This is a genomic window from Roseburia sp. OM03-7AC (genome assembly GCF_003462625.1).
GTDB classification, from domain to species: Bacteria; Bacillota; Clostridia; order Lachnospirales; family Lachnospiraceae; genus Roseburia_C; species Roseburia_C amylophila.
Genome location: NZ_QTZJ01000001.1, coordinates 336794 through 353163, shown reverse-complemented (window position 1 = coordinate 353163; position 16370 = coordinate 336794). Strand labels below are relative to the sequence as shown.

The window sequence follows — 16370 nt, the reverse complement described above, 5'->3', positions numbered from 1 at the left end:
GTTATTTTTCCTCCTTTCCCTCTTCTAATCCCAATTCCTTTGCGGATAACTGTGACTGTGCAATCTGCTGATATACTTCACAATCCCGTAATAATTCTTCATGAGTACCTTTTCCGACAATCTTACCTTCATCCAATACAAGAATCTGGTCGGCATGTAAAATGGTACTGATTCGCTGTGCCACGATAATTACACTGCTTTCTTTTGTTTTTGACTCCAATGCTTTACGCAGTGCCGCATCGGTCTTCATATCAAGTGCAGAGAAACTGTCATCAAAGATATAAACATTCGGATTCTTTGCGATTGCTCTGGCGATGGATAATCTCTGTTTCTGTCCACCGGAAACATTCGTTCCACCCTGTGCAATCCCGCTGTCATATTTTTCCGGCTTTTCATTAATAAATTCTGTTGCCTGTGCAATCTCTGCAGCCTCTTTCATTTCTGCTTCCGTAGCTTCCGGTCTGCCGAATTTCAGATTGGATGCAATGGTTCCTGAAAACAGAATTCCCTTCTGTGGTACAAATCCGATTTCATCTCTTAATTCAGCTAAGCTTAAATTCCGGATATCCACACCATCTAAGGTAATCTTACCGGCTGTTACATCATAGAATCTCGGAATCAGATTAACCAGCGTTGACTTTCCACAGCCGGTACTTCCGATAATCGCTGTTGTCTTTCCCGGTTCTGCTGTAAAATCAATATCTTCCAATACATCTTCATCCGCACCCGGATAACGGAAGTTTACATGATGGAATTCCACTTTTCCGGTATGTTTTTCAATTGTTTCTTTTTCTGCCTTTTCTATAATAGAAGAATTTGTAGTAATAACTTCATCAATCCGGTCTGCTGCAACACCGGCACGCGGCAGCATAATAGACATCATGGTAAGCATCAGGAATGCCATAACAATCTGCATGGTATAAGTAATAAATGCGGTCATTGCTCCTACCTGAAGCTGTCCGGCATCAATACGATGTGCCGATACCCAGACAATCAGTATGGTTACTCCATACATAATAAACATCATGCCCGGCATCATAAAAGTCATGACACGGTTGGTAAATAACTGTGTTCTGGTAAGATTCCGGTTTGCTTCATCAAACCGCTCTTCTTCCTTTTTTTCTCTTCCAAAAGCGCGGATTACGGAAAGTCCCGTAAGAATCTCTCTGGATACTAAGTTCAGGGCATCCACTAACTTCTGCATTATTTTGAACTTCGGAAGTGTAATGGACATCAACACCATAACCAGTCCAGAAATTACCAGTACTGCCATTACGATAATCCATTCCATATGTGCTCCGGTCTTTAATACTTTATAAATTCCACCAATTCCGATGATTGGTGCATATAAAAGCATTCGAAGCATAATTGCTGTTACAAACTGAATCTGCTGAATATCATTGGTGCTTCTTGTAATTAAGGAAGCGGTAGAGAATTTATCCATCTCAGTATTGGAAAAGCCTACTACCTTACCAAAGATTTTCTCTCTTAAGTCTCTTCCGACTCCTGCGCCGACTCTGGATGCAAGATATCCGACTACCACTGCAACTGCCAGCATGAGTAATGACATAGCTGCCATCTTTCCACCCTCTGACCAGAGATAATTCTTCTGGATATGCTCCACATCAAGTCCTGCCTTTTCGTCACAGGATGCTGCATATGCTGTTCCCATGGCATGTAAGGTACTGCTTCCCACAGAATCTATCATATTTTCCATATATTCTCTGGACTGTGCTATACCATCCTGCGTCATTGCACCGCTTGCAATCAGCTGCTGCATCATCGGACGCATATCCACATAAGTTACCATTTCACCATCATCATTTTCCGCTTCATATGTGGTCAGTTCCATCTGCATCATCTGTCCGATTTCTTCAATGGACATCTCATCTAAGCTTTCTTTGGTAATCTGGTTCTGCGGATTCTGTTCCAATGCTTCCGCAATCGTATTCTTAAAATCCGTTTCACTCATATTTGCCATACGGTAAGTCAGTACGATTGGTGTCAGTAGTTCATCATCCAATGTTTCTAATGTCTCTTTATCCGCAGTACATACATAAGTATCATCCTTTTTTTCATAGACCGCTTCAAAAGTATCCTTTTCACCATCTGTCATAAAAAGTTCTGCCAGCTGATATTCTTCCTCCGGCATCTTTTCCGGCAAAATATGTTTGATTCCCTTATTCTGGATTCCTACATCGATGATATCGGATGTATATTGTGGCAACGACAAATCGCAATAAGCCTGCACTCCAAGGAGGAGAAATATTACCACGATGATATGCCAGTACGGGAGCATATTTTTAAATAGTTTCCGCATCTTTCCTGTTCCTTCCTTTTCTATATTATTTATAAAATATTTCTATTTTAATTGCTGTTTCAACTGTCTTCTCTTTTCAATCTCAAGCTCTGCTGTCTGCTCTAATTTATTCAGATAGCCAATCAGCCGGTTCATATCTTCTTCTCCCATTTTCTCCGTAACCGACTTTAATAATTCACTCAAAATCCGGTTGCATTCATTTAAAACCTCTTTTCCTTCCTCAGTTACTCTCACATAAACATTCCGCCGGTCACCCTCACACACCATACGTTCGACATAATTTTTCTCTTCCAGGGAACGAAGTGTCCGGGACACCGCCGGTGCTGCCACACGCATATAACGTACCACTTCCGATACCGTAACCTTTGCATCTATCGATTTGCTATCCGGCTCTTTGGCATCTGTCTCTTTGGTAGCCATCTCTTTTTCTTTGCGGCAATGCTCGATGGTCTTTAAGGTTCCCATTTCCACGGATGAGACCCCCGGCAGAATGGATGAGATTTTCAAACGATGAAAACGATTAAATATGGAAAATATTTCATTTCCACAACCCTGCATCATTTTCACCTCCCTTTCTTTACATTTTATATTTTCTATTTATTTAACATTGTTAACTATTAACATGTGAAAACAATAATAGCACCATGATTAAAATAGGTCAATTAAAAAAGTATAAAATTATTATTAAATCATATCATTGACAGTTAAAAACGAATCTTATAATATAAAAAAAGCAAGTTTTTTTTACTAAAGGAGACTAAAAATATGAGTTTTAATTTTTTAAACCAATTACCAAGTCCGGAAGAAATCAAAAAAGAGTATCCTCTTCCGGAGAAACTGGCACAGATAAAAAAAGAACGGGATGCTGCAATTCGCAAAGTCTTAACCGGCGAAGATGACCGTTTCTTAGTTATCATCGGACCTTGTTCCGCTGACAGCGAAGAACCTGTCTGCGACTACGTCAGCCGCCTGACCAAAATTGCAGAAGATGTCAAAGACCGTCTGATTATTATCCCTCGTGTCTACACAAACAAACCAAGAACAACCGGCGAAGGCTATAAAGGTATTGCTACCCAGCCTGACCCTGAGAAAGCTCCTGATATGGTTGCCGGACTGATTGCAATGCGTAAGCTGCACATCCGTACCATTGAAGAAAGTGGTCTGACCCCTGCCGACGAAATGCTTTATCCGGAAAACTGGAGTTACATTGACGACCTGCTCTCCTACGTTGCTATCGGTGCACGTTCTGTAGAAGACCAGCAGCATCGTCTTGTAGTCAGTGGGTTTGATGTTGCATCCGGAATGAAGAACCCGACCAGTGGTGACTTCTCCGTTATGCTCAATTCCGTATATGCTGCCCAGCATCCACATCATTTCGTATATCGCGGATATGAAGTAGAGACTCCTGGTAACGACTTAACTCACGTTGTTCTCCGTGGTGCTGTAAGCAAACATGGTAACAGCACACAGAACTACCACTACGAAGATATTATGCGTCTGATTGAAATGTATAATGAACGTGACCTTAAGAATCCAGCTGCTATCGTAGATGCAAACCACTCTAACTCCAATAAAAAATACTTCGAGCAGATTCGTATCGTCAAAGAAGTGATGCATAACCGCCAGCTCTCCCCTGAAATTCACAAGATGATTAAGGGTGTTATGATTGAAAGCTACATTGAACCGGGCAATCAGAAAATCGGCGAACACATCTATGGTAAATCCATTACTGACCCATGCTTAGGCTGGGAAGATTCCGCTCGTCTTATCTATGACATTGCAGAAATGAATAAATAATAATTTCATCTACAGGAGCGTTTTTTACTTTACAGGAAAGCAATTTCCTGTAAAGTAAAAAAAGGGGCAGCCATTTTTTAAGAAATGACTGCCCCCTTTTTCTATTTATGCAAGTAGTAAGAAACTCGCAAAGCGTGTTTCCCGTAGTTTCTTCTTTATCCTCTCGGATGTGCCTTGGCATATACTTCACGGATTCTGCTCTGTTTCATCTGTGCATAGATTTGCGTGGTAGAAATATCTGCATGTCCTAACATTTCCTGAACCGCTTTCAAATCTGCCCCATTGCTTACCAAATGAGCTGCAAAAGAATGACGCAGCATATGCGGTGTTATTTCTGTCTCAATTCCGGCTTTCTTTCCATAGGCTTTGATTAATTTCCAGAAACCCTGACGGCTCATTTCTTTGCCGGAACAGTTGGTGAAAAGATATTCACTGCCCTCTTCACTGACAAAATATGATCTTCCCTCTTCCAGATAATGCTGCAGAGCCTCTTTTGCTACTTCTCCAAAAGGAATAATTCTTTCTTTATGAGCATCTTTGCAGGTAATATATTCCAGTTTCAAATTCATATCGCTTAACTTCAAAGAAATCAATTCAGAGACACGGATTCCCGTCGCATAAAGCAATTCTAACATCGCATGGTCCCTTAATTCCTTCGGTGTATTTCCGTTTGGCTGGTCTAAAAGCCGGCTGGTTTCTTCCATAGAAAGAATAACCGGAGCTTTCTTCTCTATCTTGGGTGCCTTTAATCCATCCGTCACATTTTGGTTTACATAATTCTGTACCATAAGATACTGAAAAAAGGCTTTCATGGATGCAAGTCCTCTGGAAATCGTTGCCGGTTTCTTTCCTTCCTGCTCCTGCTTTTCCATATATATTTTTAAGTGTTCCTGTCTGACATCCTCCACAGAAAGCACACCTTCAGAATACAGAAATTCCTTCATTTTGCGCAAATCCGTCTCATAAGAAACCGCTGTATTTTTCGATATTTTCTTTACTTCCTGAAGATACTTCATAAAAGCATCTATTTCCTGTGTCATAACTGTAACCACCTAACTCTTTTTCTCTCATGCCCTTCTATTCTTTTCCAAAAGGCAAGTACAGTCCCTATTATAATGATTCTAATTTGGAAAAGCAATTCATATTTTCGTCTGTTTTTTGCTGATTTACATAAATCTACCACATGTATCTTATTTCTATTTTTCTACCCACAATATGTTGTAAAAATTTTGTAAAATTTTTTATATTTTTTTCAACACGAAGTGCACCATACCTGGATTCAGATATGCCTCTGTTAAGAATCCGATAAAGAACAATAATAATATAATCCCCCACAAAAGGATCCATTCCCCAAGCTTTCCATGTTCCTTTCCGCACTGGTACTTTTCTTCTAACTTTAATAACAGCAGGTATCCGGACACATAGAAAATAAATTGTGGGCATAACGCAATCATCATAAGCCAGATGGCACCTGCGCCAATATTGCTGATTGCCATCACGCACAGGAAACCAAAAGAAAAGCCGCTCCATATCAGAAATATACTATTCACAACCCGGTACCACGGTGTCATTCCAAAGAAGATTAATGTAAGGACAACCGGCACTCTTGCTGATAGTACATAAATAAAATAATCATGTTTTTCTATCGTAATATATTTTAACTGCTGTATGAAATAATCATTTAATATGCCATATTGCTGCAGACGGCTTCTTCCATACAAATTAGCAGCTATAATGCCAATCACAAAACAGCCTAAAAATAACACCTCTAACAGATGAAGATGCTTTTCTCTTCTTATCCCCGATACTCTTTCCATGTATTCACTTGTCTTAATTTTCTTATTTCATATTATTCCGGTAACGGTAACAATATGCCAAGATACCAGCTACGGTTTTACTGTCCTGGATTATTCCGGCATAAATTTTTTCCAATAATTCTTCCGGGTCATATGCCCTTACTTCAATAAATTCTTCTGGATCAAGATGCTGTTTTCCCGGTTTTAAATCCGTTGCCAGATATACATCAATAAACTCATTACAGAAAGCTACGGTCGTCTTTAAAGAAAGCATCTTTTCGATATGACCGCACTGAAAGCCTGTCTCTTCCTCTAATTCCCGCATGGCACTTATTTTCGTATCCTCTGTCAGGGAATCTCTGCATCCTGCCGGCAATTCAATAGTATAACGGTCTAATGCATTCCGATACTGGCGTACCATTAAGATTTTGCCCTCCGGTGTAACCGGCACAACTGCCGCAGCTCCTTTTCTGTGTTCCACATAATCCCAGTATGCAATATTTCCATCCGGTGTCTCGATGGTGTCTGAATAAACATCCACGATTGCGCCCTGATATTTTAACTCCCTGTTAACTCTTCTGATTCTTTTTTCTTCCTGATGATCCTGTTCCATTGTATTCTCCTTTTTTCTTACAGATTATTCCTCATTACTTGTTTTTTCTCGTAGAGCTTTTTTACTTTGCAGGAATGCAATTTCCTGTAAAGTAAAAAAATAAGTGTCCAAAAAGCTTTCACTCTTCGGACACTTATTTCCTGCTTATTTTGCGTAATCAACTACACGTGATTCACGAATTACGTTTACCTTAATCTGACCTGGATATTCTAATTCAGATTCAATCTGCTTTGAAATATCACGGGCAAGTAATACCATTTCAGCATCACTTATCTGTTCAGGAACTACCATTACACGAATCTCTCTACCCGCCTGAATTGCAAAAGATTTATCTACACCTTTAAATTCATTTGTAATATCTTCTAACTGCTTTAATCTGTTGGAATATGTTTCCATTGTCTCGCGTCTTGCACCTGGTCTTGCTGCGCTAATTGTATCGGCTGCCTGTACCAGACAAGCAATCAATGACTCTGGCTCTACGTCGCCATGGTGTGCCTCTACCGCATTGATAATAAGCGGAGATTCTTTATATTTTCTACATAAATCCACACCAATCTGAATATGTGAACCTTCTACTTCGTGGTCTACTGATTTACCAATATCATGCAGGAGTCCTGCACGTTTTGCCAATCTTACGTCTACACCAACTTCAGCCGCAAGTAAGCCACAAAGCTGTGCTACTTCTATAGAATGCTTTAATGCATTCTGACCATAACTGGTTCTGAATTTCATTCGGCCTAATAATTTCACAAGTTCCGGATGAATGCCATGTACACCTACTTCTAAAGTAGCAGCTTCACCCTCTTCACGAATCATGGTCTCAACTTCTTTTTGCGCTTTCTCTACCATTTCTTCAATTCTAGCCGGATGAATTCGTCCGTCTACAATCAATTTCTCTAATGCAATACGAGCAACTTCCCTTCGTATTGGATCAAATCCGGAAAGGATAACTGCTTCCGGTGTATCATCGATAATTAAATCTACACCAGTCAGCGTCTCTAACGTACGGATATTTCTTCCTTCACGTCCGATAATTCTTCCCTTCATCTCATCATTCGGAAGCTGTACTACAGAGATGGTTGTCTCTGACACATGGTCTGCAGCACATTTCTGAATTGCAGTAACCACATATTCTTTTGCCTTCTTTCCAGCTTCTTCTTTTGCCTGATGCTCCATCTCTTTGATTAATTTTGCAGTATCAAGCTTTACATCTTCTTCAACAGTTTTTAATAGATATTCTTTTGCCTGGTCGGAGGTAAGTCCTGAGATTCTTTCTAGTTCCCGTACACGCTCTTCATGAAGCTTTGTAATTTCAGCTTTCTGTTTGTTCAGCTCTTCTTCTTTTGCTGCAAAACCTGCTTCGCGCTTCTCAATGGCTTCCAGTTTCTTATCCAGATTGGATTCCTTCTGTTCCACTCTGCGCTCGTTTCTCTGAATTTCGTTTCTTCTTTCCTTGATTTCCTTGTCCAATTCGTTCTTCGTACGAATCGACTCTTCTTTAATCTCAAGCAAAGATTCTCTCTTCTTCGTCTCAGCGGTCTTCACAGCTTCATCTATTATCTCACGGGCTTTATCTTCTGCACTGCCAATCTTTGAAGCAGTCTGCTTTTTCTGGTATGCATTTGCAACAAACCAGGTGATAGCACATGTGACAATAAATGTAATTACAACAGCTATAATTACTGCCTGCACAGGAGCACCTCCTTTATTCAATTTTCATTGTTCATATAACATAAATATTCATTCATCTGTCATAAATAACAATAAATAAATTTTATACTTTTTCTAATATTATGTCAAGTAGTCCGGACATTTCATTACACGTAAAATGTCTTCACTTTTATATCCTCTCCGCATCAGATATCCATACTGTTTCTGCATTTCCTTTGCATCCGGCTGCTCCGGATTATAATGTCTCTTTTTTAATATTTCAGCAATTTTTTCTGTATCATTATTTTCATAGATTTCTTCTAAGGCCTGCTCTGTAATTTCTTTGGGAACTCCCTTCTGCATCAGTTCCTGCTGTAGCCGGCGGCGGCTCTTACTGCCCTGTCGGTAACTGATATAATTTCTTGCATAGCGCATGTCATCAATATAATGATATTTCTTCACATACTCTATGGCATCAAGAATCAGTTCTTCCGGATATTCACTCTCAGCCAGTTTCCGGTAAAGCCCCTGTTCTGTCCGGTCCATCTTCTCTAAAAGTGCAAGTGCCCGTTTTTTCACCCGCTTACCTACTACTTCATAAAAGAGTTCCTGATACAGTGCCTCGTCTACGGTCTGCCCTTCCTGTAATCTGTAGCGGCGCACCTCACCTTTATATAATACAAGGTGTGTACCATCATCCATACACACCTTATATTTGTTTTTCTTATATACTGTTATCCCCGAAACAATTCTGTCCATTACTCTGCATCAAGAACTTCCGGTCCGTTTGCAGCTGGAGTCTCTGTTTCTTCTTCACTCTTATCCACTGCATAATGAGCTCTTACTTTTTCTTCGATTTCCTGGCAGACCTGTGGATTCTCTTTCAGATAAGTCTTGGCATTTTCACGACCCTGGCCAATCTTATCTCCATTATATGCATACCATGCACCGGACTTATTTACAATACCAAGTTCAGAAGCCAGATCAAGGATATCTCCTTCTTTTGAAATTCCTTCTCCGAACATAATATCAAATTCAGCCTCCTTAAATGGCGGTGCCACTTTATTCTTCACTACTTTAATACGAGTACGGTTACCGACAATTTCTCCACCCTGTTTTAAGGATTCAATTCGACGTACATCAAGACGTACGGAAGAATAGAATTTCAATGCACGGCCACCGGTTGTTGTCTCCGGATTACCAAACATAACTCCAACCTTTTCACGCAACTGGTTAATAAAGATTACAATACAGTTGGAACGGTTGATTGCTGCAGTCAGCTTACGAAGTGCCTGTGACATCAATCTTGCCTGTAAGCCCACATGGGAATCTCCCATATCACCATCAATCTCTGCCTTTGGCACCAGTGCTGCAACAGAGTCTACGATTACAATATCTACTGCACCGGATCTGACCATAGTCTCTGTAATCTCAAGTGCCTGTTCTCCGTTATCCGGCTGTGAAATATAAAGATTATCAATATCTACTCCGATATTCTTCGCATATGCCGGGTCTAATGCATGCTCAGCATCAATAAATCCGGCAATTCCTCCACGCTTCTGTACCTCAGCGACTGCATGCAGGGCAACGGTCGTCTTACCACTGGACTCCGGTCCATATATCTCAATAATTCTTCCCTTAGGAAGTCCGCCTAATCCCAAAGCAATATCAAGACTTAATGCTCCTGTCGGAACAGTCTCCACATTCATCCGGTTGCTCTCATCCCCCAGTTTCATAACAGAACCTTTTCCGTACTGCTTCTCAATCTGGGATATAGCAGCATCCAGTGCCTTTAATTTATCTTCTTTACTGCTGTCTCTTCTCGTATCTTTTACATCTCTCGCCATGTCAATTCTCCTTCATGCGAACTTATGTTCGTTTTCTAATATTATAGTAGTATACTTTCTTCCAAATGTCAACTGCATTTTTAGAAAATATTTTTTTCTGTCCCTATACATTCTGTAAAGTGGGTATACCCGGCAGAATAGCCAAATATTTTATAGACTGTAAATATTCTCATGTAAAGAAAAAAGACTTCTTTCTGAAGTCTCTCATGGAAAGGTATCCTTATCTTAACATAATAAGATTCCGATTACAAATTAATTTTCTATAAACAATGGAAACCTCTGGCAATCGTTCCATCTTTTTAATCATGATATTCATCCATACCAAGAATCAGGAAAATCTGTTCTAAGTACTTCTCACCAGACCGTTCTCCATAAATGATATGATTGATATACTGCGGACTGCACCCAACCGATGTTGCAAGTTCTTCCTGACTCATCTCAAGTTCTACCAGCCTGCGCTTTATTTCTTTCCCCATTGGAGTAATCTGCCGTTTTGTCTTTGCCATAAAAGTCTCCCCTTTTCTGCTTTATCATTTGTGTTTATTTAAAAAATGATGTATAATATGAAAATAATTTCACAAATTACATTATAATTCATAAATATGAATTTGTCAATTCATATTTGCGTATTTTATTCTTATTTTTTATTTTCTATATAATATTATTTAATACCTGATAAAGGAGTACACTATGACAATCAGCCAACGTATCTTTGCATTATTACGGGAAAAGAAGCTTTCACAAAAAGAATTATCGGAATACACCGGAATCTCTCCCGCTGCTATCAGCAGCTGGAAATCCAAGGGTACAAATCCTTCTTCTGATAAAATTGTAAAAATAAGTGAATTTTTAGATGTTGATGTATACTATCTTCTGACCGGTGAATACCAGCCGGCTTCCAACCTTCAGATTGCAGAAGAATCAGAATATCATGCTTTCCCATCCGACCCGGATGAACATTTACTGCTCCAGCTTTTCCATAAACTTTCCCCGATGGACAAAGGACGCATCATCGGTCAGTTAGAACAGAAACTTGCTGAAAAATAACTTCTATATTTTTTTATATGCAATGATATATTTTTATAGCAATATGAATCAGGCATTTATTACGCATCTATAAAAATTGTATGATAAAATCCGGACAGTATATTAAGATATACCATCCGGATTTTCTTATCAGCTACAATCATAAAGCTAAAAGCCTTAATACTTCGTCTTTATCCTGCACACCGATGCTCTTTCCCTCAAAAACACCTTTTTTCATTACAACCAGGGTCGGAATGCTCATAATCTGATATTTTAAAGCCAGTGCTGCTTCTTCATCCACATTCACTTTTCCAACCTTTACCTGTCCCTCTAATTCATCCGCCAGTTCTTCTACAACCGGAGACATCATTTTACACGGACCGCACCAGTCTGCCCAGAAATCCAAAAGTACCGGTTTATCTGACTTTAATACTTCTTCTTCAAAATTGTCATTTGTAATCTTTACTACCATTTCGTTATCCTCCTTTACTTTTATAGAAAAGCTTCTATTTTTTCTTTTTTAAGTATGTCTCTTCTTAATTTTGTTTATACCCGCTTAATTTTTACCGAATTCCGATAATACCAGACCATCATTCCGGTCAAGAGTCATGCCGACACTCCATGCATTGACAAATAACAGCAATGGATTGCCCTTAAGGTCACGGATTTTCTTCATATCGGAAGTTCCGGTAAGCTTGTCCATATCAATATCTTTATTTTCAATCCAGCGGATATGCTCATATGGAAGCTTCTCCAAGCGGATTTCCACATTGTATTCATTTTCCAGACGGTATTTTAATACATCAAACTGCAGTACACCTACTACGCCTACGATAATCTCTTCCATACCACCCTGATATTCCTGGAAAATCTGGATTGCGCCCTCCTGTGCGATCTGCATGACACCTTTGACGAACTGTTTTCTCTTCATGGTATCTACCTGACGTACCCTTGCAAAATGCTCCGGTGCAAAAGTCGGTATTCCTTCGAATTCGAAGTTGTCTTTCGCAGTGGTTAAAGTATCACCGATTGAAAAGATACCCGGGTCAAAGACTCCGATAATATCTCCGGCATATGCTTCATCTATAATCTTTCTCTCCTGTGCCATCAACTGCTGCGGCTGGGAAAGACGGATTGTTTTTCCACCCTGGATATGTTTTACTTCCATGCCGGCTTCAAACTTTCCGGAACAGATTCGCATAAATGCAATACGGTCACGATGATTCTTATTCATATTTGCCTGGATTTTAAAGACAAAAGCAGAGAAATCGGAACCAAACGGATCAATCAGCCCCTTGTCCGAATTTCTCGGAAGCGGTGATGTAGTCATGGAAAGGAAATGCTTTAAGAAAGTTTCTACACCAAAGTTCGTTAAAGCAGAACCAAAGAATACCGGTGACAGTTCTCCCCTGGACACAAGTTCCATATCGAATTCTGCACTTGCACCATCTAACAATTCAATTTCTTCATCCAATTTATCCCGGTATTCCTGCCCGATTTCTGTTGTCAATGCCGGATCATTAATATCAAAATCTTTTTCTTCACCTTCCTTGGTTCCCTTCAAGGTATCAGAGAACAGCATGACTTTTTTCGTATTCCGGTCATAAACTCCCTTAAAATTCTTTCCGGAGCCAATCGGCCAGTTAACCGGACAGGTAGCAATGCCAAGTTCTTTTTCGATTTCATCTAATAAATCAAAGGTATCATTAGCATCACGATCCATTTTATTGATAAATGTAAAAATCGGAATGTGACGCATTACACAGACTTTAAACAGTTTTCTGGTCTGTGCCTCTACACCTTTTGAACCATCGATTACCATAACTGCAGAATCAGCAGCCATCAGGGTACGATAGGTATCTTCCGAGAAGTCCTGATGTCCCGGTGTATCCAGAATATTGATGCAATATCCACCATAATTAAACTGCAATACAGAAGAAGTAACGGAAATACCTCTCTCCTTCTCTATTTCCATCCAGTCGGAAACTGCATGTCTTGCAGTTGCTTTTCCTTTTACAGAACCTGCCAGGTTAATAGCTCCTCCATACAGAAGAAATTTCTCTGTCAGGGTTGTCTTACCGGCATCCGGATGGGAAATAATCGCAAATGTTCTTCGTTTCTCTATCTCTTTTCTAAAATCAGCCAAAATGGGACCTCCTATAATTCCAGCGGCTCACCCGCACATTTTTGCTTTATGTCGAAGTAAGATAATATGGTTGCGGCAATGTCTGCAAAGCTGCCTCTTGTGCCATAGTTCTTACCCGGAGTAATATGCGCTCCATACATAAGAAGTGGTGTATACTCTCTGGAATGGTCAGTAGAAGGTGTACTCGGATCACATCCGTGGTCGGCTGTAATCATTAAAATATCATCCTCCCGTAACTTTGCCAAAAGCTCCGGCAGCCGCTCATCAAAGTGTGTCAGTGCTTTTGCATAACCATCTACATCATTCCTATGTCCATACAACATATCATAGTCTACCAAATTTGTAAAACATAATCCAGTAAAATCTTTGTCCATATAGGCTGATGTTTTGTCAATTCCATCATCATTTCCGTTTGTTCGTACAAAATCTGTAATTCCGCGTTCTGCAAAAATATCTATGATTTTTCCAACAGACAGCACTGTTTTCCCACTTTCCGTCAGCTGATCTAACATGGTAACTGCCGGCGGTTCTAAGGAAAAGTCATGTCTTCCTGCAGTACGGGTAAAATTCCCCGGTTCTCCGATAAACGGTCTTGCGATGACTCTTCCCACTCCGTTTTTCCCAGTCAGCATATTTCTTGCAATCTGGCAATCCCGGTACAGTTCTTCAATCGGCACTACCTCTTCATGGGCTGCCACCTGAAAAACAGAATCTGCTGATGTGTATACAATCAGTTTTCCAGTTTCCATATGCTCTTTTCCATAATCCCGGATAACATCCGTGCCGGAATATGGACGGTTGCAAAGTACCCCGCGTCCGGTTTTCTGCTCAAATTCTTCTATGATTTCCTGTGGAAATCCATTTGGAAATGTTGGCAGTGGATGACTGGATATCACGCCTGCAATCTCCCAGTGTCCGATGGTGGTATCTTTTCCTTTGGACACCTCTGTCAGTCTGGCAAATGCACCTTTCGGATTTGCTTCTTTTCCTCCAATGTGGACTCCGTCAATATTAAAATAGCCCAGTGAGCGCATATTTGGCATGGAAAAATATGGACTTCGTGAAGCTGCAAGTAAGGTATTGCTTCCTTCATCATGATACTCTGCCGCATCCGGCATTTCTCCGATTCCAACGCTGTCTAATACAATTAAAAATACTCTCTTCATAGGTATTCCCTCTCTTCTCATGGTTCTGTCGTTTCTTTTTCTTATGCTATTATTATACTAATTTCAGCCCCGTTTTCAAGTATCTAAGGGCGGGGCTGCTTCCCTTAATTTGTCTGTTCTGTTGTGTCTGAATTTTCGGTGGTTTCTGTTACCGGATTCTCCTGTGCAGTATTTTTCTGAATTGGTGTGATAATGATATTTTCTGCCTCAATGCCGGCTTTTCTCTTTACAATATCCTCTATTTGGGCACGTTTGGCATCTGTTACTTCTCCCATATCAAGTACCACATCCGCTGTATTATCAGTAATGCTGACAACTACATCCGTAAATCCTTTTGCCTCTAACAACATCTCAGCTGCATTTTCCCGTTCTGCAATATCCGTCATTGCCACCATCTGATTTAAGGCATCCTGCTTTGCAGCTTCATCTATATTTGTATTATTGATAATTTCCAGCAAAGTCTCTTTGTTTTTAGAACGTACCTGTTCCCGGCCCAGTTTCATTTCTGACGCATAATCCATGCTGCTGCTTGCCATGACGGCTTCGCCCGGGTTCTCTAGGCTCTCTTCAACCACACTGTCTGCCGCTGATACAGCTTCACTACTGTTATCTTCCGTATCGGTAAAAATATCTGCTTCCGCTAAGTCATCCTCTGCCGATATCTCATAAGATAAATCTGCCGTATCCGCAGAAGCCTCCATTGCCACCTTTTCATCTTTGCCATTCTTGTCGGTAAAACTTAAGTAACCAGCCACTGCTATCATCAATGCCAATGCGGTTATAATGAGTTGATTTTTCTTAAATACTTTCTTCATTTACTGTCCTCCAGTCCGCTCATTTTTACTATTTTTATTCTATGTGCTTCTACCTGAAATAATGCCAAAACCGCCTCGGAAATATTCTGTTTCACCTTCTGGTTATCACCACCGGATGCCACAATTAAAATTCCCTCCACTTTGGGAAGAAGTTCCTTAGAAACAAAGGGGGTATTTCCGGCATCTGCTTCCTCATATACCGTACTTTCCTGTAGCTGCTGTTCCTTTGTGCTTCTTACTCCACCAGTGCTGTCGCTTTCCTCTAAAGAATTTTCAGAAGTATTTTTATCCTTTTCCACCACCTGTGTCCCACTGTCCTGATAAGTAATCATCACCTTTACATCTCCGGCTCCGTCGATTTTTTCTAAAATATCTTCTAATTTCCGCTCTATTTCATCCTTAGATGCCTCCATGGTATTATTTTCCTTTGATATATTTTCTTTTGCTTCCTCTGCCTGTTTTTTTTCTTTTGTATCTGTAGGCAATGCGATAATCAGAATCAATATGCCTGCCAGGACTAAAATCAGCCAATCTGACCGTTTTAGTTTCTTTTCTTTTATCTTTTGCATAAAATCCTGCATTTTCATCATCTCACCTCTTCTATCTGAATCTGCGTCTTATCAACCAGATAATTTTCACATACAAATTTTTCTAATTCTGCATACTCCTGACTTGTATGCTCCTTTTTCTCTTCTGTTTCTTTTATCTCAATTGCCGGTATCTCAATATCCGAAACATGGACGGAACTATTTTTTTCAATGTTATCCCCAGACTTTTCAATCCCGATTGTAATACGTTCTATTTCATAAGCCTCAGTTAATGTTACCCTGCTGTATGCCACCGCATAGCCTTTCTGCCTTAGGGTATCCTCTACCTGTCTGCCACAGGCTTCTTCATATTGCAAACGATAATCTGCAGTCTCTGCACTGCTTATGGCATTTATATTTTGTACATTCTCAAGTTCCTGAAAGAACTGTGCCTGTTCCATATTCTGTATCAGCGTATCCTCATCAATTACCTTAGAAGCAATGGGCGCCATTACCGCCAGCAGAATCAGAATCCTAAGAAAGAAATGCACATATTTTTCATAAGTTTTATTCTGTACCAGATACAACAGCACATGTCCAATCAGAAAAAGGATCAGAATTCCCTTCATCCAGTTTAAAATTGCATCCATTTTATATTGCTCCCTCT

The 16370-nt window shown here is 40.1% G+C and carries 17 protein-coding genes; 2 read left to right on the top strand and 15 right to left on the bottom strand.

Annotated features, from left to right (window positions below):
- Position 1 precedes the first annotated feature (1 nt).
- Positions 2–2320, bottom strand: a complete 2319-nt coding sequence (locus DXB39_RS01710; RefSeq protein ID WP_117841139.1) for an ABC transporter ATP-binding protein — start codon at positions 2318–2320, stop codon at positions 2–4.
- Between the two features lie 42 nt (positions 2321–2362).
- A complete protein-coding gene (locus DXB39_RS01705; RefSeq protein WP_117698590.1) occupies positions 2363–2881 on the bottom strand; it encodes a MarR family winged helix-turn-helix transcriptional regulator in 519 nt (172 codons plus the stop codon).
- A 204-nt stretch (positions 2882–3085) separates the two neighbouring features.
- On the opposite strand from DXB39_RS01705, the gene DXB39_RS01700 reads away from it, so the two are divergent.
- Complete coding sequence (locus DXB39_RS01700; protein ID WP_117698729.1) at positions 3086–4117, top strand: 3-deoxy-7-phosphoheptulonate synthase; 1032 nt, start codon at positions 3086–3088, stop codon at positions 4115–4117.
- Positions 4118–4272: 155 nt separating this feature from the next.
- On the opposite strand, the gene xerD is transcribed toward DXB39_RS01700, so the two are convergent.
- The 7 genes from xerD to DXB39_RS01665 all read right to left on the bottom strand — a co-directional run bounded on the left by xerD (position 4273) and on the right by DXB39_RS01665 (position 10529).
- Positions 4273–5157 (bottom strand): site-specific tyrosine recombinase XerD, encoded by an 885-nt coding sequence (gene xerD, locus DXB39_RS01695; RefSeq protein WP_117841140.1) that lies wholly within the window; start codon positions 5155–5157, stop codon positions 4273–4275.
- A 201-nt stretch (positions 5158–5358) separates the two neighbouring features.
- Positions 5359–5934 carry a stage II sporulation protein M gene (locus DXB39_RS01690; protein ID WP_117698727.1) on the bottom strand — a complete coding sequence of 192 codons (576 nt, stop codon included), beginning with the start codon at positions 5932–5934 and terminating at the stop codon, positions 5359–5361.
- Positions 5935–5956: 22 nt separating this feature from the next.
- Positions 5957–6526, bottom strand: coding sequence for an NUDIX hydrolase (locus DXB39_RS01685; protein WP_117841141.1), 570 nt, complete (start codon positions 6524–6526; stop codon positions 5957–5959).
- Positions 6527–6670: 144 nt separating this feature from the next.
- Positions 6671–8191, bottom strand: a complete 1521-nt coding sequence (gene rny / locus DXB39_RS01680) for a ribonuclease Y (protein WP_416390266.1) — start codon at positions 8189–8191, stop codon at positions 6671–6673.
- A gap of 126 nt (positions 8192–8317) precedes the next feature.
- Entirely contained in the window at positions 8318–8935 is a 618-nt protein-coding gene (locus DXB39_RS01675; RefSeq protein WP_117841142.1) for a regulatory protein RecX, read from the bottom strand.
- Entirely contained in the window at positions 8935–10023 is a 1089-nt protein-coding gene (gene recA / locus DXB39_RS01670) for a recombinase RecA (protein ID WP_022243249.1), read from the bottom strand. Before recA ends, DXB39_RS01675 begins: the two co-directional genes overlap by 1 nt.
- Before the next feature lie 299 nt (positions 10024–10322).
- A complete protein-coding gene (locus tag DXB39_RS01665) occupies positions 10323–10529 on the bottom strand; it encodes a helix-turn-helix transcriptional regulator (protein ID WP_022243250.1) in 207 nt (68 codons plus the stop codon).
- Positions 10530–10713: 184 nt separating this feature from the next.
- Between DXB39_RS01665 and DXB39_RS01660 the strand changes: the two genes are divergently transcribed.
- Complete coding sequence (locus DXB39_RS01660; RefSeq protein ID WP_022243251.1) at positions 10714–11070, top strand: helix-turn-helix domain-containing protein; 357 nt, start codon at positions 10714–10716, stop codon at positions 11068–11070.
- A gap of 139 nt (positions 11071–11209) precedes the next feature.
- On the opposite strand, the gene trxA is transcribed toward DXB39_RS01660, so the two are convergent.
- From trxA to DXB39_RS01630, 6 genes are all read right to left on the bottom strand, one after another.
- Positions 11210–11521 (bottom strand): thioredoxin, encoded by a 312-nt coding sequence (gene trxA, locus DXB39_RS01655; protein ID WP_022243252.1) that lies wholly within the window; start codon positions 11519–11521, stop codon positions 11210–11212.
- Between the two features lie 84 nt (positions 11522–11605).
- The gene (locus tag DXB39_RS01650; protein ID WP_117841143.1) at positions 11606–13195 is read right to left on the bottom strand and encodes a peptide chain release factor 3; all 1590 of its coding nucleotides are present in this window, start codon (positions 13193–13195) and stop codon (positions 11606–11608) included.
- A gap of 11 nt (positions 13196–13206) precedes the next feature.
- Entirely contained in the window at positions 13207–14361 is a 1155-nt protein-coding gene (locus tag DXB39_RS01645; RefSeq protein ID WP_022243254.1) for a phosphopentomutase, read from the bottom strand.
- A gap of 104 nt (positions 14362–14465) precedes the next feature.
- On the bottom strand, positions 14466–15176 hold the full coding sequence (locus tag DXB39_RS01640) for a SpoIIIAH-like family protein (RefSeq protein ID WP_117841144.1): 711 nt from the start codon (positions 15174–15176) through the stop codon (positions 14466–14468).
- On the bottom strand, positions 15173–15766 hold the full coding sequence (locus tag DXB39_RS01635) for a stage III sporulation protein AG (protein ID WP_147326041.1): 594 nt from the start codon (positions 15764–15766) through the stop codon (positions 15173–15175). Before DXB39_RS01635 ends, DXB39_RS01640 begins: the two co-directional genes overlap by 4 nt.
- On the bottom strand, positions 15763–16353 hold the full coding sequence (locus tag DXB39_RS01630) for a stage III sporulation protein AF (protein WP_117841145.1): 591 nt from the start codon (positions 16351–16353) through the stop codon (positions 15763–15765). Before DXB39_RS01630 ends, DXB39_RS01635 begins: the two co-directional genes overlap by 4 nt.
- Positions 16354–16370: the final 17 nt, after the last annotated feature.

Excerpts from the sequence above, each read along its gene's own strand:
- DXB39_RS01635 (WP_147326041.1), bottom strand. The coding sequence starts at position 15,766 with ATGATGAAAATGCAGGATTTTATGCAAAAGATAAAAGAAAAGAAACTA.
- xerD (WP_117841140.1), bottom strand. The coding sequence starts at position 5,157 with ATGACACAGGAAATAGATGCTTTTATGAAGTATCTTCAGGAAGTAAAG.
- DXB39_RS01675 (WP_117841142.1), bottom strand. The coding sequence starts at position 8,935 with ATGGACAGAATTGTTTCGGGGATAACAGTATATAAGAAAAACAAATAT.
- DXB39_RS01685 (WP_117841141.1), bottom strand. The coding sequence starts at position 6,526 with ATGGAACAGGATCATCAGGAAGAAAAAAGAATCAGAAGAGTTAACAGG.
- DXB39_RS01645 (WP_022243254.1), bottom strand. The coding sequence starts at position 14,361 with ATGAAGAGAGTATTTTTAATTGTATTAGACAGCGTTGGAATCGGAGAA.
- DXB39_RS01690 (WP_117698727.1), bottom strand. The coding sequence starts at position 5,934 with ATGGAAAGAGTATCGGGGATAAGAAGAGAAAAGCATCTTCATCTGTTA.
- DXB39_RS01630 (WP_117841145.1), bottom strand. The coding sequence starts at position 16,353 with ATGGATGCAATTTTAAACTGGATGAAGGGAATTCTGATCCTTTTTCTG.
- DXB39_RS01660 (WP_022243251.1), top strand. The coding sequence starts at position 10,714 with ATGACAATCAGCCAACGTATCTTTGCATTATTACGGGAAAAGAAGCTT.
- DXB39_RS01710 (WP_117841139.1), bottom strand. The coding sequence starts at position 2,320 with ATGCGGAAACTATTTAAAAATATGCTCCCGTACTGGCATATCATCGTG.
- DXB39_RS01705 (WP_117698590.1), bottom strand. The coding sequence starts at position 2,881 with ATGATGCAGGGTTGTGGAAATGAAATATTTTCCATATTTAATCGTTTT.
- DXB39_RS01700 (WP_117698729.1), top strand. The coding sequence starts at position 3,086 with ATGAGTTTTAATTTTTTAAACCAATTACCAAGTCCGGAAGAAATCAAA.
- trxA (WP_022243252.1), bottom strand. The coding sequence starts at position 11,521 with ATGGTAGTAAAGATTACAAATGACAATTTTGAAGAAGAAGTATTAAAG.
- DXB39_RS01640 (WP_117841144.1), bottom strand. The coding sequence starts at position 15,176 with ATGAAGAAAGTATTTAAGAAAAATCAACTCATTATAACCGCATTGGCA.
- DXB39_RS01665 (WP_022243250.1), bottom strand. The coding sequence starts at position 10,529 with ATGGCAAAGACAAAACGGCAGATTACTCCAATGGGGAAAGAAATAAAG.
- recA (WP_022243249.1), bottom strand. The coding sequence starts at position 10,023 with ATGGCGAGAGATGTAAAAGATACGAGAAGAGACAGCAGTAAAGAAGAT.